Origin of the sequence: Saccharomonospora glauca K62 (genome assembly GCF_000243395.2) — a bacterium.
In the GTDB taxonomy this organism is placed as follows: domain Bacteria; phylum Actinomycetota; class Actinomycetes; order Mycobacteriales; family Pseudonocardiaceae; genus Saccharomonospora; species Saccharomonospora glauca.
Window position 1 is genome coordinate 3,192,722 of record NZ_CM001484.1, and the last position, 21,436, is coordinate 3,214,157.

Below are 21,436 nucleotides of genomic sequence, written 5' to 3' on the forward strand. Positions count from 1 at the left end.
GAGTGACGACACCGTGAGCTGACCAGCGTCGATCGTCACCGCCCGCGAGCACCGACCGGGGTCCCGAAACGGTGTCGGGCGTGTCAATCCCCCTCGCCCGACCAGCCGTTACGGGGGTGTGGCCCCTTCGGCGACTGGGTAGCCCCGCTGCCGTGACCCCTGACGAGCAATCCCGCCTGGAGGCGCACGAACAAGCGGGAGGCTCAAGCGGATACGAGGATCTCGCCCCCCTCTTCAAGACATTGGCCGCACTGGAGCCGGACGACCCGCGAAGGACGGCCATTCGAGAGGAGATCATCACCCGCTGCCTCCCTCTCGCCGAACACATCGCCCGGCGTTTCGTCGGCCGCGGTGAGCCACGGGACGATCTGGTGCAGGTCGCCAGGCTCGGGCTGCTCAACGCCATCGATCGCTTCGACGCCTCGCGGGGTACGGAGTTCGTCGCCTTCGCCGTACCCACGATCATGGGCGAGGTCAGGCGTCACTTCCGCGACTCCAGTTGGGCGGTCCGTGTCCCCAGAAGACTGAAGGAACTGCACCTGTCGTTGAGTCAGGCGAGCGGCAAACTGGCCCAACGGCTCGGTCGGGCCCCGACACCGAGCGAACTCGCCGCCGAACTCGATCTGTCCCCCGAGGACGTCTGGGACGGACTGCTCGCCGGCAACGCCTACCAGTCGGTCTCGATGGACGCTGCCTACGACGACGAGGGCACGCTGCCGTTGGCGGAGACCGTGGGGGAGGACGACGTGCAACTGGAGAACGTCGAGTTCCACGAGTCGCTCCAACCCCTGCTCGCGAGCCTGCCCGAGCGCGAACGACGGGTCCTCATCCTGCGCTTTTTCGGCAACATGACCCAGACCCAGATCGCCGAGCGCGTGGGCATCTCCCAAATGCACGTGTCCCGGCTCCTGGCGCGCACGTTGGAGTTCCTCCGCAGCAGACTCACCGAGTGAGCCGACGGGGCTCCGCCGTTTGGTGCCACCACCGGTGGGGTAAGCCGCAGCCGAGCCGCGCAAGGCACGTGTTCGCGACGATCGGGACGGGGTGGCATGCACAGCGAGATCACGCTCATCGTCGACGGCGAACGCCACCGGCTGTCGGTCGACACCCGTGTCACACTCCTCGACGCGCTGCGCGACCGGCTCGGAATCACGGCACCGAAGAAGGGCTGTGATCACGGCCAGTGCGGTTCGTGCACCGTCCTCCGGGACGGGCGAAGGGTCACCACCTGCCTGACGCTCGCCGTCGCGGCGGACGGGTCCACGATCACCACGAGCGACGGCCTGCGCGGCGACGACGGCGCTCCTCACCCGCTGCACCGGGCCTTCCTCGACCACGACGCCCTCCAGTGCGGGTACTGCACTCCGGGGCAGATCTGTTCGGCTGCGGGGATGCTGGCCGAGGTGCGGGCCGGGTGGCCGAGTTCGGTGACCCCTCCCACCGCGGTCACTCCCACCCTCGACGCCGACGAGATCCGGGAACGCATGAGTGGGAACCTGTGCCGCTGCGGTGCGTACCAGGGCATCGTCGCGGCCGTCGAGGCGGTGGCCGAGGCGGAGGGCCTGACGGCCACGGACGACGAATGGCGGGGCGCGACGTCGTGATCCCCTTCGACTACGAGCGGGCCACCGACGCCGAGACCGCCGTCGCGGCGGTGACGGGCAACCGCAGGGCCGCCTACCTCGCGGGCGGCACGAACCTCGTCGACCACATGAAGCTCGGCATCGCCGCCCCCGAGGTGCTCGTCGACATCACGGCCCTGCCGCTCGGGGACGTCGAGGAGCTGCCCGACGGCGGGCTACGGCTCGGCGCCGGGGCCCTCAACAGCGAGGTCGCCGCCCACCCACTGGTTCGCCGCCGCTACCCGGTGCTCTCGCAGGCCCTGCTCACCGGGGCGTCCGGACAACTGCGCAACCTCGCCACCGTGGGGGGCAACCTGTTGCAACGCACCCGCTGCGTGTACTTCCAGGACGTCACGACCCCCTGCAACAAACGGTCGCCGGGCGAGGGGTGCTCGGCACTCGACGGCTACACGCGCTACCACGCGGTGCTCGGCGCGTCCCCCCACTGCGTGGCCGTGCATCCGTCGGACATGGCCGTGGCGCTCGCCGCGCTCGACGCCGTCGTACGGGTCCGCACCGCGGACGGCGAGCGCGCGATACCGGTCGCCGAGCTGCACCGCCTGCCCGGCGAACACCCCGAGCGGGACACGGTGCTCGAACACGGCGAGCTGATCACCGCCGTGGACCTGCCCCCGCTGCGGTCCGCGCGGCGTTCCCGGTACGCCAAGGCACGCGACCGCGCGTCGTTCGCCTTCGCCCTGGTGTCCGTGGCGGCGGTCCTCGACATCTCCGGTGGGGTGGTGCGGGACGTCCGCGTCGCGTTCGGGGGCCTGGCGCACAAACCGTGGCGCGCGACGGCGGCCGAACGGGCGTTACGGGGTGCCCGTGCGACGTCCGAGGCCTTCCACGCGGCGGCCGAGGCCGAACTCGCCGACGCGAGACCGTTGCGGGACAACGCGTTCAAGATCACTCTGGCGCGTTCGATGTTCGTCTCCGTGTTGCGGGAACTGGCGCGGGAGGAAAGCCCATGAGCGAGTCACTGCACCCTCGGGCCATGGGGACCGCTCGCGAGCGCGTCGACGGGTGGGCGAAGGTGACGGGTACGGCTCCGTACGCCTACGAACACCGGGTCCCCGACCCCGCGTACCTGCACCCCGTGCAGTCGACGGTCGCGAGGGGACGGGTCACCGAGGTGGACGCGAGAGCCGCCACCGCGCTCGACGGGGTGCTCACGGTGCTCACGCCATTCAACGCTCCCCGGCTGCGGCGCGACGACGACCCGGAGCTCGCGGTGCTGCAGTCCGACGAGGTGTGGTTCCGAGGGCAGCTCGTCGCGGCGGTGGTGGCCGAGACACCGGAGATCGCCCGCCAGGCCGCCGACCTCGTCCGAGTCGCCTACGAGGTCCGGCCGCACGACGTCACGCTGTCCGCCGATCGCGCCGACCTCTACAAACCCGATGTGGTGAACCCGAAACATCCCACCGACACCCTCACCGGCGACCCGGACACGGCCTTCGCGTCCGCCAGCAGGGCGGTGGACGCCACTTACACCACGGCGATGTACCACAACAACCCGATGGAGCCCCACACCACCGTGGCGCTCTGGCACGGCGGGAACGCCTCTCCCGCGCTCACCCTGTACGACTCCACGCAGGGCGTGCACCCCCTACGGGACGCCGTGGCGGCGCTGTTCGAGCTCTCGCCCGACCGAATCCGGGTCGTGTCGCCGTACGTCGGCGGAGGGTTCGGGTCGAAGGGCATGCCGCACGCGCACGTGGCCCTCACGGCGCTGGCCGCCACCCGAGTCGAGGGACGAGCGGTGAAGTTCGCGGTGACCCGACAGCAGATGTTCTCGTTCGTCGGATACCGCACGCCCACCATCCAGCGAATGCGGTTGGCCGCCGACGCCGACGGCAGGCTCACCGGCATCAGCAACGACGTCGTCGAGCTGACCTCGCGCTACAAGGAGTTCGCCGAGCAGACCGGGCTACCGACCCGGACGATGTACGCCGCCCCTCACCGGCGCACCACCCACCGGCTGGCGGCGCTCGACCTCTCGGTGCCGTCGTGGATGCGCGCGCCCGGCGAGTGTCCCGGCATGTTCGCCCCCGAGGTCGCGATGGACGAACTCGCCGAGGCCTGCGGCCTCGACCCCATCGAGTTACGCATCCGCAACGAACCGGAACGGGACCCCGAGAGCGGGATGCCGTACTCGACGCGCAACTTCGTGGCCTGCCTCACCGAGGGGGCGCGGTGGTTCGGTTGGGACTCCCGCCCGCGCCTGCCCCGTTCGACCCTCGACGGCGACTGGTGGGTGGGCACCGGAGTGGCCGGGTCCACCTACCCGGTGCTGCGGAGGCCCGGCTCGGCATGGGCGTCGGTGCGCTACCGGGCCGACGCCGATCGGGGCCGCTACGAGGTGTCGATCGGAGCGGCCGACCTGGGCACCGGAGCGTGGACGGTGCTGACCCAGATCGCGGCCGACGCGCTCGACGTCTCCCCCGACGACATCGAGGTACGCATCGGTGACAGCGATCTCCCGCGCGCCCCCGTGGCGGGCGGGTCGTCGGGCACCACGAACTGGGGTTCGACCGTCGTGGCGGCGGCCCGCCGGTTCCGCGACAAGTACGGGTTCACTCCCACCGACGGTGACGAGTTCGCCGCCACCATGCCCGACGACGGCCATGCCGAGCGGTTCGCCATGGCCGCCTACGGTGCGCAGTTCGCCGAGGTGCGGGTCAACGTCTACACCGGCGAGATCCGCGTGCCGAGACTGCTCGGGGTCTTCGCCGTCGGCCGGGTGATCAACCCGCGTACGGCCCGGTCCCAGCTCGTCGGTGGCATGACGATGGGGCTGTCGATGGCCCTGCACGAGACCAGCGTGCTCGACGAACGCCTCGGTTTCGTGGTCAACCACGACCTCGCGGAGTACCACATCGCGACGTGCGCCGACGTGCCCTCGGTGGAAGCGCGGTGGATCGCCGAGGAGGACCCGTACCCGAATCCCATGGGCAGCAAGGGGATCGGCGAGATCGGCATCGTGGGCACGGCCGCCGCGATCGCCAACGCCGTGTACCACGCCACCGGGATACGGGTCCGCGACCTGCCCATCACGAACGACAAGGTGTTCGAACCCGCCCTGGTTGTGTGAGGAGTGATCGGTGAACCAGCCACGACAGAGCCAACACCCGCCCGGTGACACCGGCAGCATGGCCCCGCGACCGCGCGACGAGATGCGCGACTGGGTGGGCCGCGACCTGCTTCGCGACCGCAAGGCCCTCGTCACGGGCGGTGACTCCGGCATCGGTCGCGCCGTCGCCGTGGCGTTCGCGAAGGAAGGCGCCGACGTCGCCATCGCCTACCTCACCGAGCACGACGACGCCGAACACACCGCGAAACTGGTGCGGGAGCAGGGCCGTCGTTGCCTGCTGCTGCCGGGAGACCTGGCCGACAGGGCCCACTGCGAACGGGTGGTCGCCGACACCGTACGCGAGTTCGGCGGCCTCGACCTGCTGGTGAACAACGTCGCGACCCAGCAGGAGCACGAGTCCTTCGACGAGATCGACGACGAGGAGTGGCTGCGTACCTTCGACGTGAACGTCCACTCCTACTTCCGCGTGACCGCGGCGGCACTGCGGCACATGCCCGAGGGCAGCGCGATCATCAACAGCGGGTCCGTCAACGGCTTGCGCGGCAACAAGAAGCTCATCGACTACTCGGCCACCAAGGGCGCCGTGCACGCGTGGACGTTCGCGATGGCCCAGTCGCTGATACCGAGGGGCATCCGGGTCAACTGCGTCGCTCCGGGGCCCGTGTGGACTCCGCTGATTCCCGCCACGATGTCCGCCGAGCACGTCGAACAGTTCGGGCAGCAGGCGCCCATGGGCCGAGCCGCCGACCCGGACGAACTCGCCCCGTCGTACGTCTTCCTCGCCGCGAACCAGATGTCGTCGTACTACACCGGTGAGGTCCTGGCCGCGCTCGGTGGCGAGACGACTCCGGGCTGAAAACGATGCCCGAGCGACCACCGAGGAGGTGCCACATGGACGCGGGGATCGACCAACTGTGGGAGGAGTTCCACCGGGTCGTCAACATGTCGTCGCGGGAGCTCTCCGAATGGCTGCGGACTCGTTCGGCCACGGCGGAGGACGAGGAGCTGCCCGACCGAGCCGGGCCACAGTTGGGCAGGCGAGTGCTGGAGATCCTCGGCAAACGCAAGAGCGATCTCGGCACCGACGACGTGGAGGTGATGCGGCGGGTCGTCGATCGCGTGCACGGACAGCGGCGGGGCGATCTCGAACCCACCGCCGGGGACGTCCACTGGCGCCACCGGCTGATGACGATTGGTCACGACCCCCTGAAACCCGCCCCGTGAGCCGGGCATCCTCTGCCCGCGGGCCGAAGCGTTGTGCTCGCCCCGGCACGCGCCTACCGTGGCAACCATGAGGCCACGCGTGCTGGTCACGGGTATTGGCACCATCCTGCGTGGGGACGAGGGCTTCGCCCCGGAAGTGGTCCAGCGACTGGCGGAGCAGCAACTACCCGCGTGGGTACAACTCGCCGACCACGGCATCGGTTCGGGTCGGCTCGACTGCGACCTGCTCGGCGGCTACGACACCACCGTGCTGGTGGACGGTTCGCCCCGCGGTGGGGCTCCCGGACAGTTACGGGTCACCGACCTGGATCTCACCGGCACCCCCGAGCCCCTCTCCGCCCCGGGCCCCCACGGCCTCACCCCGGCGACCGCGCTCCCCCTCCTGCGGCTGCTCGGCGGCGACGCCTCCCGGCTGGTCGTCGTCAGTTGCGAACCGCGAACCACCACGGGCGTGGGGCTCAGCCCCGAGGTGAAAAGCGCGGTACCCCGAGCGGTCGGGCTCATCACCGAACTGGTGTGGGGCGGTCCCGCCGAGCCGCCGTCGACACCGGCGGACCACCGGCTCCAACCCGTGAGCGAATGACGCGGTAACCCGATAGCCGTTCGACTACCCGGGTTTCTCGTCATGCCGAGTGGTCGAACGGCTACTAGCGTGAAAGGAATGATCGGGTTACCCGACGCGATCACCGCGTGTCTGTTCGACCTCGACGGCGTACTGACCAGTACCGCCGCCGTGCACATGCGCGCCTGGAAGCGGACCTTCGACGAGTTCTTGCAGGAGCGCGACCCCGACGCGGCTCCGTTCGACGAGCAGGACTACGTCACCTACGTCGACGGTCGCTCCCGACTCGACGGTGTCCGCGCCTTCCTGGCGTCCAGGGGCATCAAGCTTCCGGAGGGCCGGGAGGACGACGACGTCGACGCCGAGACCGTGCACGGCATCGGCAACCGCAAGAACCGCCTGCTGCTGCGGTTGATCTCCGACGGTGTCACCCCGTATCCGGGCTCGGTCCGCTACCTCGACGCCGCCCGCGCGCACGGACTCGCCATCGGCGTGGTCACGTCGTCGGCCAACGGCGCGACGGTGCTGGACGCCGCCGGACTCACCGACTACGTGCGGGCCCGTGTCGACGGAAACACCATCCGCGAGCGGGGCCTGCGTGGGAAGCCCGCTCCCGACTCGTTCCTCGCGTGCGCCGCCGAGCTCGGGGTTCGCCCCTCCGCGGCGGCGGTGTTCGAAGACGCGCAGGCCGGGGTACGTGCCGGTCGGGACGGTGGCTTCGGCTACGTGGTCGGTGTCAATCGCGCCGCCCCCGAAGCGCACGCCGACCAGGAGAAGGCCTTGCGGGAGCAGGGCGCCGACGTCGTCGTCGACGACCTCGCCGATCTGCTGGAGGAGAACGCGTGACGAACAACGGGCCGGTGCCGGAACGCGGATACATCCTCTCGCCGTGGGAGCTGCGGTGGCAGGGGCTCGACGTGGACGAGCTGCAGCGCACCGAATCGACGTTCGCCCTGTCCAACGGACACATCGGGATGCGGGGCACCTTGGAGGAGGCCGAGCCCCGCGGCCTGCCGGGCACCTACCTCAACGGCTTCTACGAGGAACACGGACTGCCCTACGCCGAGGCCGGCTACGGCTACCCGGAAGCGGGGCAGACGGTGGTCAACGTCACCGACGGCAAGGTCATCCGCCTGCTGGTGGAGGACGAGCCGCTCGACATGCGCTACGGCCAGGCCACCAACCACTACCGGGTACTCGACTTCCGGTCGGGCACCCTGCGGCGGGAGACCGAGTGGACCTCGCCCACGGGCCGTCGCGTCCGGGTCCGCACCGAACGACTCGTGTCGTTCACCCAGCGGGCGGTCGCCGCCATCCGTTACGAGGTCGAACCGCTCGACGGGCGGATTCAACTGGTCGCCCAGTCCGATCTGCTCACCAACGAACCGATCGAATCGGAGTCGGGCGACCCTCGGGTGGCCGCCGCGTTGGAGGCTCCCCTGGTGGGCGAGTACGCCAAAGCCGAGGACTTCCGCGCCGTGCTCGTCCACCGGACCAAACGCTCGGGCCTGCGGATGGCCGCCGCCATGGACCACCAGATCGAGCCCTGTCGCGGACTACGCACCCACCTGGAGTGCGAGGAGGACCTGGCTCGGCTGACCATCGCCGTGGACGTGCCGATGGGAAGCACCCTGCGGTTCACCAAGTACCTCGCCTACGGCTGGTCGGCCCAGCGCTCCATCCCGGCGCTGCGGGCCCAGGTGGACGCGGCTCTCGCCGGCGCGCTCCAAACCGGCTGGGAAGGCCTGCTACGGGAACAACGAGAATTCCTCGACAACTTCTGGGCGAGCGCGGACGTGCAGCTCGACGGCGATCCCGAACTGCAACAAGCCATCCGGTTCGCCCTGTTCCACGTGCTTCAGGCCGGGGCCCGTGGTGAGAGCCGTGCGATCCCCGGCAAGGGGCTCACCGGACCGGGCTACGACGGACACGCCTTCTGGGACACCGAGACGTTCGTGCTGCAGTTGTTGACCTACACGCTCCCCGACGCCGCCAGGGACGCGCTCCGATGGAGACACTCCACCTTGGACAAGGCGAAGGAACGAGCGGCGCAGCTCGGGCTCCGAGGGGCCGCGTTCCCCTGGCGGTCGATCAACGGTGCCGAGTGCTCGGCGTACTGGCCCGCGGGTACGGCGGCGTTCCACGTCAACGCCGACATCGCCGACGCCGTGCTGCGCTACCTGAACGCCACCCACGACACCGAGTTCGAACGCGAATGCGGCACCGAACTGCTCACCGAGACCGCGCGACTGTGGATCTCGCTCGGTCACCACGACCCTCACGGCGGCTTCCGCATCGACGGGGTCACCGGTCCCGACGAGTACTCCGCCGTCGTGGACAACAACGTCTACACCAATCTGATGGCGCAGCGGAATCTGCGCGGCGCGGCCGACTCCTGCGAACGGCAACCCGACATCGCCGAGGCCCTCGGCGTCGATCACATCGAGGTCGCGGGATGGCGCGAGGCAGCGCGAAAGATGCGGATTCCCTACGACGAATTGCTGGGGGTGCACCCGCAGTCGGAGAGGTTCACCGAGCATGCCAAATGGGACTTCGCGAACACCCCGCCCGACCGCTATCCGCTGTTGTTGAACTACCCCTACTTCGACCTCTATCGAAAACAGGTCGTCAAACAGGCCGATCTCGTGCTGGCCATGCACCTGCGCGGTGATGCGTTCTCCCTGGAACAGAAACGCCGTAACTTCGCGTACTACGAGGCGTTGACCGTGCGGGACTCCTCGCTGTCGGCCGCCACCCAGGCGGTGATCGCCGCCGAGTGCGGCCATCTGGAGCTGGCCTACGACTACTTCGCCGAAGCCGTCCTCACCGACCTGCACGACCTGCACCACAACGTCCGGAACGGGTTGCACATGGCGGCGCTGGCGGGATCGTGGCTGGCGATCGTGGCCGGTTTCGGCGGCATGCGCGACTACGACGGCGAGTTGAGCTTCAAACCCCGGCTGCCTCCGATACCTCGCCGTATCTCCTTCCGCATGTGTTTCCGCGGCAACCAGTTCTCCGTGGAGATCCAACGGGACTTCGCTCGTTACTGGCTCACGGACGGCACTCCGTTCACCATCACCCACTACGACATCCCGGTGACGGTGTCCACGGAGCCCGTCACGATGCCGATCCCTCCGGCCGAGCCGCAGGAGCGTCCCTCCCAGCCCGCGTGGCGCGCACCGATGAGGCGGGCCGTCCGGTCCGAGCCGGTGGCCCCGGTGGAGTCCCCGAGTCCGGCCGCTACCGCTCCTCCCGCGTAGGCGGGCGGTCAGCCGGGCGGCTCGATCGGACCCGCGTCGGGTGTCACCTCGTCGTCGGGCCGTACCTCGTCCCGGTTCGGGGGCTCGGGAACGTCGCGGGAGGGCACTCCGCCGAGGTCCCGCTTACCCCGCTTCGGGGTGGGCTCGGGGCCGGAGTCCGGCGGCTCCGGTTCGGTCCCACCGGGGACGTGCTCATCCGGTCGCATCGGCCTCACTCTCCCCACCCTTCCTCGCTCAGGCGGCGTTGACCCGCCCTCCGGGTCGTTCCCGGAGGGCGTCCGGGTTCTCCATCAGCGCCAACAACACCCCGTGGGTGGTGGACCAGGGGCAGATCACCGCGGGACCGCCGAACACGGTGAGCAGGGCCTCGGCGACCACGGCGCCCGCCAGCGACTGCCGGGCCCTGGGCCTGGAGATGCCCGGAAGTTCGGCACGCCGCGACGGCGGCAGGGCCGCCAGCCGGGGGATCACCCTCCGAACGTCTTCGAGATGCAGCTCCCTGGTCTTCACAGCGCCCTTGCGACGCCGCCCCGCCAGGACGGCCAGCTGGCGCAGCATCTTCGAGCAGCCCACGGTGCCGAACTCGCGCAGCCGCGCCTCGTCCTCGCCGAGCGCCTCGCGGATCTCCTCGATGGCGTGGTTGCGCAGCGCCTCGATGGTGTCCTCCGAGGGGCGGTCGGTGTCGAGCCGCCAGGCCCGCGTGGTCTCCCGAGCCCCGAGGGGCAGCGACCGGGCGAAGTCGGCGTGCATCCCGCGACCGGCCGCCAGTTCGAGCGTGCCGCCGCCGATGTCGAGGACCGACAGGGGGCCGACACCGACCCCGAACCAGGCACGCGCGGCCCGGTAGGACAGGCGAGCCTCGTCGGTGCCGCTGAGGAACCGCAGGCTCCGTCCGGTGTCGGACTCAACCCGTGAGATCACCTCGTTCGCGTTACGGGCGTCCCGGATCGACGACGTCGCGAGGCAGAACACGTCCTCGATGCCGTGTTGCCGCGCCACCTCACCGGCCACGCGGACGGCGGAGACGACCGCCTCCACCCCTTCGGCGCGCAACCGCCCCGAGGCGTCGAGCGCCCGGTCGAGGCGGAGCCGGGTCTTGTGGCTCACCACGGGTTCCAACAGGGACCCGCCGCGGTCCACCGCCAGCAGCCGCGCACTGAAGCACCCCACGTCGAGCACGGCCACCGTGCCCCTTGTCGTCACAGTCGTCCACCCTTTCGTCGGTCACCGGCCGAACCACCAGAATTCCCATCTCCGGCGAGGGATTACAGGCGTATAACCCGAATAGGTGACATTCAATCCGCGTCGTCGCTTTTCGGTAACAATGTTTCGACGCGAACGATCTCACTTCCGGAGGGATTAATCGCAGAAGGGGGCGATCGGTGATCCGAAATCGCGCGGCGGAACCGGGGAACCACTGTCCATGTTCACGCCCCTGAACGCCCGACCGCCCGAACTGCGCCAGGCCGCGGTGGTGACCGCCGCCGTGATGCTCGTCGCCGCGACCGCGGTCATCACGATCCTGACCCGCCCGGAGACCGACATCGACCCGACGCCGACATTGCCCCTGGGCACGGAGAACTGGGCCTCTCGCACCATCACCGCCGAGAAGGCACCACCCGCCCGAGACGCCCTGCCCGCGTCCTCCCCGATACGGGTCGAGATTCCCTCGCTCGACGTCGATGTCGAGACGGTCGTCAGCCTCGATCGCACCCCGGCGGGAGTGATCGAAATACCCGGACACGCCACCGCCGTGGGCTGGTTGGCCTCCGAACCCACTCCCGGCGAGCCCGGCGCTTCCGTCCTTCTCGGACACGCGTCCTTCGCCTACGAACGCGGCAGCTTCTACTCCCTGCACCTGCTTCGGCCGGGAGACACCGTACGGATCACCCGCACCGACGGCACGGTCGCCGTGTTCACGGTCTACCGCGTGGAGGAGGTGCCCGAGAAGTACGCGCTGGACTACGCCCTCCGCGCCACCGACGAACCCGAACTGCGGCTGCTGACCACCTCAAGCGAGCTCGATCCCCCGGCCGACAGCACGGCGGTGGTCGTGTCGGCTCGACTCACCGCGGCGCTCGACAAGGACTGAACCGGCCCGCTCAGCCTTTCCGGCGACGCACCCACGTCCGCACGACGTCCTCCAGCACGGTCATCGGCAGGGCTCCCCCACCGAGCACGAGATCGTGGAAGTCGCGGATGTCGAACCGCTCCCCCAACGTCTGCTCCGCCTCGGAACGGAGGCGCTGGATCTCCAATCGGCCCACCATGTACGACAACGCCTGTCCCGGATAGGCGATGTAACGGTCGACCTCGGCGACGATCTCCACCTGAGCCATGGGCGTGTTGCGTTCGAGGAAGTCGATCGCCTGCTGCCTGGTCCAGCCCTTCGCGTGCAGCCCGGTGTCGACCACCAGCCGACCGGCACGCATCGAATCCGTGCTGAGCATCCCGAGCCGGGCGATGTCGTCGGAGTAGAGCCCCATCTCGTCCGCCAGCCGCTCGGAGTAGAGCCCCCAGCCCTCGGTGTAGGCGTTGACGTCGCTGATCCTCCGCAGCAACGGCAGGTCGGTGAGGTTCATCGCCGTGCTGAGCTGGAAGTGGTGGCCCGGAATCGCCTCGTGGAACGCAGTCACCTCCGCCGTGTGCCGGAACCGCTCGGTCACCCGGTGCGTGTTCGCGAAGTACGTGCCGGGACGTGTCCCGTCGACGGAGGGCTGGAGGTAGTACGCGGCAGCGGCTCCCGGAGCCTCCGCCGCCGGAACCGGTTCGACCACCCACGGCTGCGGTGGAATGCGGCCGAACCACTTCGGCGCCTCCCGTTCCGCACGAGTGATGGCGGCTCGCGCGGTGTCGAGCAGCTCCTCGGCGCTGTTCCACCGCAGCGCCGGGTCGGTCCGCAACCTCGCGAAGATCTCGCCGAGGTCACCGGTGCCGAAGACCCGCCGACCGACCTCCGCGTACTCCTCCGCCAGCCGGGCGATGCAGTCGAGGCCGGTGGCGTGCAACTCCTCGGGGTCGCGATCCGTCGTCGTGTGGACCCGCGCCAGCGCCGCGTACACGGCATCGCCGTCGGGAAGATGGCACACCCCCGGACGGTCCTGCGGCCTCCCGTGGTCCAGCAGTTCCGACCGCAGCACGTCTCGGTAACGGGCGAACGCGGGCCGCACCACGTCGGCCAGCAGCCGCTGGCGGCGGTCGGCGAACTCCGCGTCCGGCGCTTCCTGCCGACGAAGCGGGTCGTCGTCCGGAGCGGCGAGATACCGATCGAGGTGTTCGGCCGCGGCCCGGACCAGGTGTGCGACGGGCGTGCGTCCCGCGGCGATCCCCTCCCGGTGGCGTTCGGCCACCTGCTCCAGGTACGTCGGAATGGCCGCGAGTCGTTCGAGGTGGGCCCGACCCTGCGCGGAGTCGGCGATCCCCACCATGGGCAGGACCGTGAGCAGGTTCGAGGCGGGGCCCACGAAGAAGTCGGTGATCGTGAACTCGACCAGCCGGCTGTCGAGCCGCTCAAGACGCGACCGGGCCTGACTGATGATCACCTCACGGGTCACCCGATCCGCGTCGGACAGCCCCTCGACGTCGAGGGCCCGCGCGCGGGCCAGAAGACGCTCCAACGCGGCCTTGTGCCGCGCCTCCGCGTCGGCCGTCACGTCCCCCAAGCCCGTCCGAGTCGAGTCGATCCCCGTGACCACGGGCCACAGGGGCTCGATGTCGAAGAACAGGTCGACGCACTCATCGGCGAGGTTGCTCACGGTCGTGGGCGTCATGGACGCAGCTTACCGGCCGACTAGGCTCGTGATCGTGACCTGGACCGACCCTGTCGACGCACGCCTGCTCACCGCTTTGGCGGAAGTGGGCAAGATGGCCGTACACGAGCTCGCCGCGAAAGTGGGGATGGACCCACGCGACGTCGCCTATCGCCTCGTCGGCCTGTCAGCACAGGGCCTTCCGTTGCTCGTCGGGGTGGAAAGCGACCCGGCCGGCCTGCGAGCCGCGCTCGCGGCGGGCTCTCCCCAACCTCACGTGCAGCACCCCGGCACGAACCAGCTCGCCGGACCTCCGAGCGGTCCCTATCCCGCCCAGAGCACCCCCAGCGGCCCCCACCAGGTGCACGGCACGCCCAGCGGGGTCTACCACGTGCAGGGCACGCCCAGTGGACCGCACCACGTGCAGGGCACCCCCAGCGGGGCCTACCAGGTGCCCGGCACGCCGTCGGGCTCGTTCCCCGCGAGCGGAGGACACACCGCGCAGGGCACTCCCAGTGGGGCCTATCAGGTGCAGGGCACTCCCAGCGGAACGTATGCCGTCCACGGCACGCCCAGCGGGGCTCACCAGGTGCACGGCACCCCCAGCGGAACGTATCCGGGGGCACCCGCACCCGGACCGGCACCTCACCCGGCACCGCAACAGCAGGCCCCGCAACAGCAACCGACTCCGCTACCGCCGCCGGACCCGGTCATGAGCACCTGGGGGCCGCCGCAGAGCGCCCTGTGGGCGCGGGGAGACCAACCCCCCACGACGGGCGGCGCGCCGCCCGTGCCCAACACCCCCAAGCAGGGCCGCCCCGGCGACGTGTTGAACACCGTGGGGCTGGAGGGCGAGCAGCTGGCGGTGCAGTTGCTCGAAGTCCAGGACCCGGCCGACTACCTGTTCTCGGCGGCCGGTTACTCCCTGGAGGAGGGCGAGCGCGCGATCGTCGTCCACACCGAGATCACCAACAAGGGCACGATCCCATTCGCCTCCCTGCCGGACAACTACCTCGAACTACTCACCGCCGACGGCACCGCGATCGCCAAGGCACCGGTGTCGCTCACGTCGCGACCACCCCACAAGATCGGTGTCCGGCCGGGTGAGACGAGTGGCGGCCACACGGTGTACGTCGTGAACGAGTCGGTGCGGATCACCGCCGTGCGGTGGAGCCCCCGACCGGAGCCCGACGAACGCAGCCTCACCTGGTCGCTGGAGGACTGACACGGCCTTCGCCGCCCGCGCACCGACCCCGGGACACCGACCACGCCGCGGTGGCCGGGATCAGGACTCGGCGCGCAGGATGTCGAGGGCGCTCGCGAGGTCGGCCGGATACTCACTGGTGAATTCGACCCACCGGCCGTCGGCGGGGTGGGCGAAGCCCAGTGTCCGCGCGTGCAGCCACTGCCGGCTCAGCCCGAGCTTGCGGGCGAGCACGGGATCGGCGCCGTAGGTGAGGTCACCGACACACGGGTGACGCATCGCGGAGAAGTGGACGCGGATCTGGTGGGTGCGCCCCGTCTCCAACCGGACGTCCACCAGGGACGCGGCGCGAAAGGCCTCGGTCACCTCGTAGTGCGTCACCGACGGCCGCCCTCCCGCCACGACCGCGAACTTGTAGTCGTGTCGCGGATGACGGTCGATGGGCGCGTCGATCGTGCCTCGGGTCGGGTCCGGATGCCCCTGCACGAGCGCGTGGTAGCCCTTCTTCACGGTGCGTTCCTTGAACGCCCGCTTCAGCACCGAGTACGCGTGCTCGCTCTTGGCGACCACCATCACGCCCGTCGTGCCCGCGTCGAGCCGGTGCACCACCCCCTGGCGTTCGGCGGCCCCGGAGGTGGAGATCCGCAGTCCCGCCGCGGCCAGACCGCCGACCACGGTCGGCCCCGTCCAGCCGGGGCTGGGGTGAACGGCGACCCCCACGGGCTTGTCCACCACCACGATGTCGTCGTCCTCGTGGAGGATGTGCAGCCCCTCGACGGGTTCGGCGACGACCTCCACCGGCGCGGCCGGCTCGGGCAGGGTCACCTCCAGCAACCCGCCCGCGACGAGCCGATCCGACTTGCCCGCCGGCTTGCCGTCGAGCAGGACCTCGCCCGAAGCCGCGAGCTCGGCGACGACGGTTCGCGACAGCCCCAACAGCTTGGCGAGCCCCGCGTCGACCCGCATCCCGTCCAGCCCGTCCGGCACGGGCAACATGCGACTGCTCACGCCTCCGGCCGCTCCTCGTCCTCGGTGTCCGACTCCTCGTTCTCCTTCGCCCGCCGTCCCCGTGGGATCACGGTCCCGTCGTAGTCCCGCCCCAACAGGGTGAGCAGCACGATGAGGACCGCGCCGATCGTGATGGCCGAATCCGCCGCGTTGAACACGGGAAAGAACTCGCCGTTCGGCCCGAACACCGAGATGAAGTCCACCACGTGTCCCTGGAACACGGCGGGCGCCCGGAAGATTCGGTCGGTGAGGTTACCGAGCGCCCCGGCGAGCACGAGCCCGAGCCCGATCGCCCATCCCGTTGAACGGAGACGACGCGCGAACCACACGATACCGACCACGACGGCCACGGCGATGACCGTGAGGAGCCACGTCCCTCCGATGTCCATGCCGAACGCCGCGTACGGGTTCCGCAGCAGCTGGAGGTACACCGCGCCCCCCAGCAGCCGGACCGGCTCCTCACCCTCCAGGGTCTCCGTGACGACCACCTTGGTCACCACGTCGACGGCGTAGGCGAGCACCGCGACGAGGATCAGCACCCCCACCGTGCGCCGCCGACTCGGGGCGGTCCGCCGCGGCTCCTCGGTATCCGAGGGGTCAGGTTGTTGCTCGGTGTTCACCGGTTCATTGTCCACGTCGCCCGTCGGCTCCGGTCACGCAGCCGTCCCGGACGACGGTCGGCCCTCCGCGACGGCCTCAATCCCCGGTCTCCCCCCTCCACCGCGCGATGGGTCCCGCCCTGCCGACGGCGCGCAGCCTGCGCTCGGTGGCGTTGCGGGCGGCCTCGGTGGTGACGACGAGGAGCTGGTCGTCCTCCTGCAGCCGGGTCGTCGACTCCGGGGTGAAGCCCGTGCCGCGACGCACCACCAGGCTCACGCTCGCCCCTCGTGGCAGCCGCAACTCGGCCAGGTACACGCCGTGCAACCGGGACCCCTTCGGGATCCGCACCTGGAGCAGCACCGCGCCGAGCTCGTCCAGCGGCGCCGCATCGATGCCGACCTCCCGAGGCTCCGCGAGGGAGGCCACCCCGAGTGCCTTGGCCAACGGCGTCATGAACGCCGTCTGCAGCAGCGTGTACACGATGACGATCACGAACACGGCGTCCACCAACAACTGCGCACCCGGAAGGTCCGCGGCGAGCGGAATGGTCGCGAGCACGATCGGCACCGCCCCTCGCAGCCCCGCCCACGACAAGAACACCTGCTCCCGCCAGGGGACCCGGAACGGCGTCGTGGACAGCACCACGGCGAGCGGCCGCGCGACCAGCACGGCCACGAGCCCCGCCACCAGACCGGGAACGACGGCGTCGGGCAGCCTGCTCGGTGAGGAGAACAACCCCAGCAGCACGAACACCCCGATCTGCGCTATCCAGCCCAGCCCCTCCGCGAACGACAGGGTGTTGGACCGGTGGGGCAGCCGGGAGTTTCCCAGGACGAGACCGGCCAGGAAGGTCGCGAGCAGCCCGGAGGCGTTCGCCAACTGCGCGCCCGAGTACGCGAGCACGCACATCGCCACGGTCGCCAGCGGATAGAGCCCGGTGGCCGGCAGCGCGATCCGGCGCAACAGCCATCCGCCCGCCACCCCGAAGGCCAGCCCGACCACCGCTCCGATCCCGAGCTGGTAGAGCAGTCGCAGCGGCAGGTTCCAGTCCACGGAGACGCCGGCGGTCAGCAACACCACCGCGATGTAGCTCGGCGCGTCGTTGAGCCCCGACTCCAACTCCACGACACCGGACAGCCGTCGTCCGATGCCCGAGGAACGCAGCACCGAGAACACGGCCGCCGCGTCGGTGGACGACAACACGGCGCCCCACAGCAGCGCCGTCCGCCATTCGAGGTCCAACAGCCAGTGCAGGGCCGCCCCGGTGACCACGACCGTCACCACGACGGCCACCACCGACAACACGATGCTGGGACCGAGCCCCGGCCGCACGGCCGACCACTGGGTGGTCAGCCCGCCCTCGACCAGAATCATCACCAGCGCCGCGATGCCGAGGCTCTGCATGACGGTGGCGTTCTCGAACTGAACGCCGAGGCCGGCCTCCCCGAGCAGGACACCGATGCCCAAGTAGATCAACAGCGACGGGACACCGAGCCGGATGGAGAACCGAACGGCGAACACCGAGGCGAGCAGAACGATCGCACCCGCGCCGAGCACGACGGGCAGATCGTTCATGGCACCTCGCTCAGCCTGGGCCGTGTGCCTCCACACGGGACTCCAACAGCTCGGCGACCCGCTCCGCGACGCCCTCCACGTCCGGGAACTCCACGAGCTTGTCGCGGGACCGCTGTCCCCTCACGACGGTCACGTCGCGTGCCCGCAGTCCGAACGCGGCGGCCAGCACCCGGCACACCGCGGTGTTCGCCTTGCCGTCGACGGCGGGCGCCCGGACGGAGACCACGAGGGCCTCCCCGAGCGCCCCGTCCCATCGTCCGCCGACACCGTCACGCTTCGCTCCGGCCTTCACCCGGACGGCGACCCGCATGGCGGCGCTGTCAGGCGTTCGTGGTCACCGAGACGGTGACCCGCGCGCCATCGCCGACCGTGCCCGAGAACCCCTCCGCCACGGGGGCGAACCGCACGGCCGTGGCCAGGGTCTCGGAGGCGAGGAACGCCTCGTGTTCCTTCGCGGCGGCCGTGACCTCCTCCGGCGCGTCGACGGTGAGGGTGATCCGGTCGGACACGGCCAGCCCCGCGTCGCGCCGCGCCTGCTGCACCACGCGCACCAGGTCACGGGCCACACCCTCGCGCGCCAGGTCGTCGGTCACCTCGGTGTCGAGCAGCACCAGGCCGGTGCCACCCGGCAGCTCGGCCGCCGCGCCGGAGTCCTTGGCCACGAGACGCCGCTCGTACTCGCCCTCACGGAGCTCGATCCCGGCGGCCACCACGGTGCCGTCGGCGGTGGTGGTCCAATCGCCCGCCTTCACGGCCTTGATGACCTTCTGCACGTCCCGGCCCAGCCTCGGCCCCGCGACCCGCGCGTTGACCGCGACCTCGAACCCGCCGTAGGCGGCCACGTCGGTGGTGAACTCGACCGCCTTGACGTTGACCTCGTCACGGATGATGTCGGCGAACGGCCGCAACGTGTCGGCGTGCTCCGTCGCCACGAGTAGCTTCGCCAGCGGCAACCGGACTCGCAGCTTGTTCGCCTTGCGCAGCGACAACGCCGACGAGCACACCTGCCGCACGTGGTCCATGGCCGTCACCAACGCGGGGTCGGCGGGAAGCTCGTCCACCAGCGGCCAGTCGGTGAGGTGCACCGACCGTCCTCCGGTCAACCCGCGCCACACCACCTCGGTGGTCAACGGCAGCAGCGGAGCGAGCGTGCGGCACACCACCTCCAGCACGGTGTGCAGCGTGTCGATGGCGTCGCGGTCGCCCTCCCAGAACCGGTCCCGCGAACGACGCACGTACCAGTTGGTCAGCACTTCCAGGAAGTCCCGCACCGTGGAGCACGCGCCCGCGATGTCGTAGTCGTCGAGGGCGTTGCCGACGTCGGTGACCAGCTCGTGGGTCTTCGCGAGCAGGTAGCGGTCGAGCACGTGCCGCGAATCCGTTCGCACCGTGCCCGAGACGCCTTCCGCGCCGGCGTACAGCGCCAGGAAGTAGTACGAGTTCCACAGCGGCAGCACGGCCTGGCGCACGGAGTCGCGGATGCCCTTGTCGGTGACGATCAGGTTGCCGCCGCGCAGGATCGGGCTCGACATGAGGTACCAGCGCATGGCGTCGGAGCCGTCACGCTCGAACACCTCGTTGACGTCCGGGTAGTTCCGCAACGACTTCGACATCTTCTGGCCGTCGGAGCCGAGGACGATGCCGTGCGACACGCACGTGCGGAACGCCGGACGGTCGAACAACGCCGTCGCCAACACGTGCAGGGTGTAGAACCAGCCGCGCGTCTGCCCGATGTACTCGACGATGAAGTCGCCGGGGTAGTGGTGCTCGAACCACTCGGCGTTCTCGAACGGGTAGTGCACCTGCGCGTAGGGCATCGACCCGGAGTCGAACCACACGTCCAGCACGTCCGGCACCCGGCGCATGGTCGACTTGCCGGTCGGGTCGTCGGGGTTCGGTCGGGTCAGGGCATCGATGTGCGGCCGGTGCAGGTCGGTGGGCCGCACCCCGAAGTCGCGCTCCAACTCGTCGAGCGAGCCGTAGACGTCCACGCGCGGGTAGTTGGGGTCGTCCGACACCCACACCGGGATCGGCGTCCCCCAGTACCGGTTGCGTGAGATCGACCAGTCGCGGGCGTTCTCCAGCCACTTGCCGAACTGACCGTCCTTGACGTGTTCGGGGTACCACGTGATCTGCTGGTTCAGCTCGACCATGCGGTCCTTGAACTTCGTCACCGCCACGAACCACGACGAGACGGCGCGGTAGATGAGCGGGTTCCGGCACCGCCAGCAGTGCGGGTACGAGTGCTCGTAGGTCTCGTGGCGCAGCAGGATCGCACCCTGCTTGCCCGCCGCGCCCGTGCCGTTCTTCAGGTCCCGGATGATGTTGGCGTTCGCGTCGAAGACGTTCTGGCCCTCGTAGTCCGGCACCTGCGAGTCGAAACGCCCCTTCGAGTCCACCGGCGTGACCGGCGTGATGCCCGCGGCGTCGGTGACGGCCTTGTCCTCCTCACCGTAGGCGGGCGCGATGTGGACGATGCCGGTGCCGTCGTCGGTGGTCACGTAGTCCGCGGCCAGCACGCGGTGCGCGTTCTCATGGCCCACGAAGTACGGGAACGGCGGCGCGTACCGGGTGCCGAGCAGGTCGGTGCCCTTGTACCGGGCCACCACCTCGGGCTCCTCCCCGAGTTCCCTGGCGTAGGCGGCCACCCGCGCCTCGGCCAGCACGAACCGCTTGCCGTCGTCCGTGCGCACCACCACGTAGTCGACCTCGGGGTGGACCGCCGTGGCGAGGTTCGACGGAAGCGTCCACGGGGTCGTGGTCCAGATCAGCAGGTAGGCGCCGTTGAGCTCGGCGAGCGCACCGTCGTTGCCCTCGACCCGGTAGCCGACGGTGACGGCCGGGTCCTGCCTGCGCTTGTAGACATCGTCGTCCATCCGCAGCTCGTGGTTCGACAACGGCGTCTCGTCGCGCCAGCAGTACGGCAGGACTCGGTACCCCTCGTACACCAGGCCCTTGTCCCACAGCCGCTTGAACGCCCAGATCACCGACTCCATGTAGGTGATGTCGAGCGTCTTGTAGTCGTTGTCGAAGTCCACCCAGCGGGCCTGGCGGGTGACGTAGTCCCGCCACTCCTTCGTGTACCGCAGCACCGAGTCCCGGCACGCCTGGTTGAACTCGGCGATGCCCATGTCGTCGATCTGCGACTTGTCGGTGATCCCGAGCTGGCGTTCGGCCTCCAGCTCGGCGGGCAGCCCGTGGGTGTCCCAACCGAATCGGCGCTCGACGCGCTTGCCGCGCATAGTCTGGTAGCGCGGGATGATGTCCTTGACGTAACCCGTGAGCAGGTGACCGTAGTGCGGCAGACCGTTGGCGAAGGGCGGGCCGTCGTAGAAGACGTACTCGTTGCTGCCGTTGGTACCGGCCTCACGAGCCTCGACGGTCGCGGCGAAGGTCCGGTCGGCCTCCCAGTAGGCCAGGACCTCCTTCTCCAACGCGGGAAACGACGGTTGGGCAGGAACCCGGTCGGCGGGCTGGTCGCCGAAGGACGCCTTCGGATACATCTGCGGTGTGCTCCTCCGCGGTCTTCGCTGTCTCG

At 70.0% G+C, this 21,436-nt stretch carries 19 protein-coding genes; 11 read left to right on the top strand and 8 right to left on the bottom strand.

The window, feature by feature from the left end; genetic code table 11:
* Positions 1-152: 152 nt before the first annotated feature.
* From SACGLDRAFT_RS14930 to SACGLDRAFT_RS14970, 9 genes are all read left to right on the top strand, one after another.
* On the top strand, positions 153-953 hold the full coding sequence (locus tag SACGLDRAFT_RS14930; RefSeq protein WP_005465647.1) for a SigB/SigF/SigG family RNA polymerase sigma factor: 801 nt from the start codon (positions 153-155) through the stop codon (positions 951-953).
* Between the two features lie 96 nt (positions 954-1,049).
* Entirely contained in the window at positions 1,050-1,604 is a 555-nt protein-coding gene (locus SACGLDRAFT_RS14935) for a (2Fe-2S)-binding protein (protein ID WP_005465649.1), read from the top strand.
* The gene (locus SACGLDRAFT_RS14940) at positions 1,601-2,593 is read left to right on the top strand and encodes an FAD binding domain-containing protein (protein ID WP_040920031.1); all 993 of its coding nucleotides are present in this window, start codon (positions 1,601-1,603) and stop codon (positions 2,591-2,593) included. Before SACGLDRAFT_RS14935 ends, SACGLDRAFT_RS14940 begins: the two co-directional genes overlap by 4 nt.
* Entirely contained in the window at positions 2,590-4,713 is a 2,124-nt protein-coding gene (locus SACGLDRAFT_RS14945) for a xanthine dehydrogenase family protein molybdopterin-binding subunit (protein WP_005465651.1), read from the top strand. Before SACGLDRAFT_RS14940 ends, SACGLDRAFT_RS14945 begins: the two co-directional genes overlap by 4 nt.
* A 10-nt stretch (positions 4,714-4,723) precedes the next feature.
* Positions 4,724-5,569: an SDR family oxidoreductase gene (locus tag SACGLDRAFT_RS14950; protein ID WP_005465652.1), complete on the top strand. Its 846-nt coding sequence runs from the start codon at positions 4,724-4,726 to the stop codon at positions 5,567-5,569.
* Positions 5,570-5,604: 35 nt separating this feature from the next.
* The gene (locus tag SACGLDRAFT_RS14955; RefSeq protein WP_005465653.1) at positions 5,605-5,937 is read left to right on the top strand and encodes a DUF3140 domain-containing protein; all 333 of its coding nucleotides are present in this window, start codon (positions 5,605-5,607) and stop codon (positions 5,935-5,937) included.
* A gap of 67 nt (positions 5,938-6,004) precedes the next feature.
* Positions 6,005-6,520, top strand: a complete 516-nt coding sequence (locus tag SACGLDRAFT_RS14960; protein WP_040919134.1) for a hydrogenase maturation protease — start codon at positions 6,005-6,007, stop codon at positions 6,518-6,520.
* 78 nt (positions 6,521-6,598) lie between these two features.
* Positions 6,599-7,345, top strand: a complete 747-nt coding sequence (locus tag SACGLDRAFT_RS14965) for a beta-phosphoglucomutase family hydrolase (protein ID WP_005465655.1) — start codon at positions 6,599-6,601, stop codon at positions 7,343-7,345.
* Entirely contained in the window at positions 7,342-9,762 is a 2,421-nt protein-coding gene (locus tag SACGLDRAFT_RS14970; RefSeq protein WP_005465656.1) for a glycoside hydrolase family 65 protein, read from the top strand. The genes SACGLDRAFT_RS14965 and SACGLDRAFT_RS14970 overlap by 4 nt, the downstream gene beginning before the upstream one ends.
* 8 nt (positions 9,763-9,770) lie before the next feature.
* Here SACGLDRAFT_RS14970 and SACGLDRAFT_RS14975 read toward each other — a convergent pair whose 3' ends face one another.
* Together SACGLDRAFT_RS14975 and SACGLDRAFT_RS14980 are read right to left on the bottom strand one after the other, a co-directional pair.
* Positions 9,771-9,968 carry a hypothetical protein gene (locus tag SACGLDRAFT_RS14975; protein ID WP_005465658.1) on the bottom strand — a complete coding sequence of 66 codons (198 nt, stop codon included), beginning with the start codon at positions 9,966-9,968 and terminating at the stop codon, positions 9,771-9,773.
* 28 nt (positions 9,969-9,996) lie between these two features.
* Positions 9,997-10,965 (bottom strand): Ppx/GppA phosphatase family protein, encoded by a 969-nt coding sequence (locus SACGLDRAFT_RS14980; protein WP_040919135.1) that lies wholly within the window; start codon positions 10,963-10,965, stop codon positions 9,997-9,999.
* A gap of 220 nt (positions 10,966-11,185) precedes the next feature.
* Between SACGLDRAFT_RS14980 and SACGLDRAFT_RS14985 the strand changes: the two genes are divergently transcribed.
* On the top strand, positions 11,186-11,854 hold the full coding sequence (locus SACGLDRAFT_RS14985) for a class F sortase (protein ID WP_005465660.1): 669 nt from the start codon (positions 11,186-11,188) through the stop codon (positions 11,852-11,854).
* 10 nt (positions 11,855-11,864) lie between these two features.
* Here SACGLDRAFT_RS14985 and SACGLDRAFT_RS14990 read toward each other — a convergent pair whose 3' ends face one another.
* On the bottom strand, positions 11,865-13,532 hold the full coding sequence (locus SACGLDRAFT_RS14990; protein WP_005465661.1) for a DUF885 domain-containing protein: 1,668 nt from the start codon (positions 13,530-13,532) through the stop codon (positions 11,865-11,867).
* 34 nt (positions 13,533-13,566) lie between these two features.
* On the opposite strand from SACGLDRAFT_RS14990, the gene SACGLDRAFT_RS14995 reads away from it, so the two are divergent.
* Positions 13,567-14,736 (top strand): AsnC family protein, encoded by a 1,170-nt coding sequence (locus SACGLDRAFT_RS14995; RefSeq protein ID WP_005465662.1) that lies wholly within the window; start codon positions 13,567-13,569, stop codon positions 14,734-14,736.
* A gap of 60 nt (positions 14,737-14,796) precedes the next feature.
* On the opposite strand, the gene SACGLDRAFT_RS15000 is transcribed toward SACGLDRAFT_RS14995, so the two are convergent.
* The 5 genes from SACGLDRAFT_RS15000 to ileS form a co-directional block, all read right to left on the bottom strand.
* On the bottom strand, positions 14,797-15,723 hold the full coding sequence (locus SACGLDRAFT_RS15000; RefSeq protein WP_085978108.1) for an RluA family pseudouridine synthase: 927 nt from the start codon (positions 15,721-15,723) through the stop codon (positions 14,797-14,799).
* The gene (lspA, locus tag SACGLDRAFT_RS15005; RefSeq protein ID WP_040920033.1) at positions 15,720-16,343 is read right to left on the bottom strand and encodes a signal peptidase II; all 624 of its coding nucleotides are present in this window, start codon (positions 16,341-16,343) and stop codon (positions 15,720-15,722) included. The genes SACGLDRAFT_RS15000 and lspA overlap by 4 nt, the downstream gene beginning before the upstream one ends.
* Before the next feature lie 76 nt (positions 16,344-16,419).
* Complete coding sequence (locus tag SACGLDRAFT_RS15010) at positions 16,420-17,898, bottom strand: potassium/proton antiporter (RefSeq protein WP_005465665.1); 1,479 nt, start codon at positions 17,896-17,898, stop codon at positions 16,420-16,422.
* A 10-nt stretch (positions 17,899-17,908) separates the two neighbouring features.
* Entirely contained in the window at positions 17,909-18,208 is a 300-nt protein-coding gene (locus tag SACGLDRAFT_RS15015; RefSeq protein ID WP_005465666.1) for a DUF167 domain-containing protein, read from the bottom strand.
* A gap of 10 nt (positions 18,209-18,218) precedes the next feature.
* On the bottom strand, positions 18,219-21,401 hold the full coding sequence (ileS, locus tag SACGLDRAFT_RS15020; protein WP_005465668.1) for an isoleucine--tRNA ligase: 3,183 nt from the start codon (positions 21,399-21,401) through the stop codon (positions 18,219-18,221).
* Positions 21,402-21,436: the final 35 nt, after the last annotated feature.

Bases quoted from the DNA above. Each gene is read 5' to 3' on its own strand.
- SACGLDRAFT_RS15010 (WP_005465665.1), bottom strand. From the start codon at position 17,898: ATGAACGATCTGCCCGTCGTGCTCGGCGCGGGTGCGATCGTTCTGCTC.
- SACGLDRAFT_RS15015 (WP_005465666.1), bottom strand. From the start codon at position 18,208: ATGCGGGTCGCCGTCCGGGTGAAGGCCGGAGCGAAGCGTGACGGTGTC.
- SACGLDRAFT_RS14955 (WP_005465653.1), top strand. From the start codon at position 5,605: ATGGACGCGGGGATCGACCAACTGTGGGAGGAGTTCCACCGGGTCGTC.
- SACGLDRAFT_RS14965 (WP_005465655.1), top strand. From the start codon at position 6,599: ATGATCGGGTTACCCGACGCGATCACCGCGTGTCTGTTCGACCTCGAC.
- SACGLDRAFT_RS14985 (WP_005465660.1), top strand. From the start codon at position 11,186: ATGTTCACGCCCCTGAACGCCCGACCGCCCGAACTGCGCCAGGCCGCG.
- SACGLDRAFT_RS14945 (WP_005465651.1), top strand. From the start codon at position 2,590: ATGAGCGAGTCACTGCACCCTCGGGCCATGGGGACCGCTCGCGAGCGC.
- SACGLDRAFT_RS14990 (WP_005465661.1), bottom strand. From the start codon at position 13,532: ATGACGCCCACGACCGTGAGCAACCTCGCCGATGAGTGCGTCGACCTG.
- SACGLDRAFT_RS14975 (WP_005465658.1), bottom strand. From the start codon at position 9,968: ATGCGACCGGATGAGCACGTCCCCGGTGGGACCGAACCGGAGCCGCCG.
- SACGLDRAFT_RS14935 (WP_005465649.1), top strand. From the start codon at position 1,050: ATGCACAGCGAGATCACGCTCATCGTCGACGGCGAACGCCACCGGCTG.
- SACGLDRAFT_RS14960 (WP_040919134.1), top strand. From the start codon at position 6,005: ATGAGGCCACGCGTGCTGGTCACGGGTATTGGCACCATCCTGCGTGGG.
- ileS (WP_005465668.1), bottom strand. From the start codon at position 21,401: ATGTATCCGAAGGCGTCCTTCGGCGACCAGCCCGCCGACCGGGTTCCT.